This window comes from Streptomyces sp. NPDC020362, from assembly GCF_040642095.1.
GTDB lineage: Bacteria > Actinomycetota > Actinomycetes > Streptomycetales > Streptomycetaceae > Streptomyces.
This window is the reverse complement of record NZ_JBFAET010000452.1, coordinates 1-2,176: the sequence shown is the minus strand read 5'-3', so window position 1 is coordinate 2,176 and position 2,176 is coordinate 1. Positions and strand designations below refer to the sequence as shown.

1 protein-coding gene and 1 pseudogene are annotated in these 2,176 nt (G+C 76.2%); both read left to right on the top strand.

Going from position 1 to position 2,176, the window contains the following annotated elements; genetic code table 11:
- Positions 1 to 269: pseudogene (locus AB0H32_RS48105) on the top strand (hypothetical protein); the annotation flags it as partial.
- Positions 266 to 2,176 (top strand): prolyl oligopeptidase family serine peptidase (locus AB0H32_RS48100; protein WP_361136019.1); only part of this gene is annotated, 1,911 nt, incomplete at its 3' end. The pseudogene AB0H32_RS48105 and the gene AB0H32_RS48100, both read left to right, overlap by 4 nt.

The following is a 2,176-nucleotide window of genomic DNA, read 5'->3' as shown; positions in this document are numbered from 1 at the left end:
TCCTCGCCGTGCCCCAGGACCTGCAGTCGCGGACCGGAGCCGTACTCGGGTCCGCCACCGCCGTCACGGCAGCCGTGGCGCCTGCCCTCGCGGCCGCCCTGGTGACCTGGGGCGGTTCCCGGGCCCCTGCCCTCGCCTGCGCCACCGTCCTCGTCCTGCTCGCGGTGCACACTCAGCGCACGGCCCGCGGCGTCCTGCGGCCGGCCGCACCCGCGGACGGGCACGAGGACACCCGCCCAGCAGGTGCATCCCCGGGGAGTCGGACATGACCAGCCCTTACCAGGTGTTCGTCGCCGCGCTGCCCGACGTGTGCCCCGCGGACCCGCGCCGCATGGTGTTCACCGCGGACTCCGGGGGCCGCTGCGAGGTCTTCACGTGGGACGCAGGGGCCCGCCGGACCCGGCAGGTCACCGACAGCCCGGTCGGTACGGCCCACCGCGCCCTCGACGCCGACGGCTACGTGTGGTGGTTCGAGGAGGACGCCACGGGACGGGGCCGCTGGTGGTTCCAGCACTTCGACGGCGGCCCGCGGCTGCCGGGCCTGCCGGGTGCTCCGGCCGGGCAGGCACGGGGGCTGGCCGTGACCTCGGCCGGTGCGGTCGCCGCGGCCGTGGCCGACGGGCGGGAGACCGTGGTGCTGGTGGGGCGGCGCGGCCGCGTGCCGCGCGAGGTGGTGCGCACCCGCGGGTCGTGCCGACTGGGCGGCATCACCGCGGACGGCACGCTGATCGCCCTGGCGTCGTCGGCCGACGACGCGGCGGCCGTCACGGTCGTCACGCCCGAGGGACGGGTCGTCGCCACGCTGCCCGGCCCCGCACGAACCGACGGCGGACTACCCGGCCCCGCACACACCAGCGGCAGACCAACCGGCCCTGCACAAACCGACGGCAGACCGCCCAGCCCCGCACACACCAGCGGCGGACGACCCGACCCCGCACGAACCGACGGCGGACTGTGGTGCCAGGGCTTCTCGCCACGCGCCGGGCACCGGGAGCTGCTGCTGGTGCAGGATCTCGGGGACTGCTACGCCCCGGCCACCTGGACGCCGGAGGGCGGGCTGCGCATCCACCGCTGGTGCACCTTCGACACGGAGATCAGTGCCCGCTGGTCTCCGCAGGGCCGCGAGGTGCTGGTGCGTCAGGACCGGCACGGCCGTTCCCTGCTGCACCGCGTGGACCTCGGCCTGCGGGTGCGGAAGATCGTGCCCACGCCCGCCGGCAGCCTCCTGGACGCGGCGCCCCGCGCCGACGGAGCGGTCGACTACCTGTGGACCGACACCGCCCACCCGCCGGTCCTGGTCGCCACGGACGGCATCGCTCTGCCCCCGCCCGGCCCCTCGGCCGTCGTCCCCGGCCGGCACACCGACCTGTGGACGCCCACGCCGTGCGGACGCCTGCACACCCTGCTGAGCCTTCCGGATCGGGCCGGTACCGCGCCGCCGCCCGCCGTGTTCCTGGTCCACGGCGGGCCGGCCGACCACGACCGGGACGCCTATGACGCCACGGTGCACTCTCTGGTGGCCTCCGGCTACGCGGTCGTGCGTGTCAACTACCGCGGCTCCACCGGGTACGGGCCGGGCTGGCGGCGTGCCTTCCCCGCCGGGATCGGCCACACGCAGGTGGAGGACCTGGCGGCGGTTCGCACCGACCTCGTCGCCCGGGGCCTGGTCGCCGGTGACGCGAGCGCCCTGTGGGGGGTGTCCTGGGGCGCCTACCTGGTGCTCCTCGCCCTGGGCTCCCGGCCTGGGCTCTGGCAGGCAGGCATCGCCGTCAAGCCCGTCGCCGACTGGGCCGCCGCCCACCGGGCGACCACCCCGGCGTTGCGGGCCCTGGACATCAGGCTGTTCGGCGGGACTCCGGACGAGGTGCCGGAACGTTACGCCGACAGCTCGCCCCTCACCTACGCGGCCGGGGTCACGGCACCGCTCCTCGTGGTCGGCGCGACCCATGACGCCAAGTGCCCGCCCGGGCAGATCCGTACCTACCTCGCCGCACTGTCCGCCGCGGACGTACCGCACGAGGCCATGTGGCTCGACACCGGGCACGACGGCTACGACGGCGCGCTGCACGTCGCCGTCCTGCGCCGGTCCCTGCTCTTTCTCCGCGACCAGCTGCCCGACCCGGCGCTCCGCGCCCAAGGTCGTCCCCCGGCACCTGCGGGAGGACCCCGGTCCCGC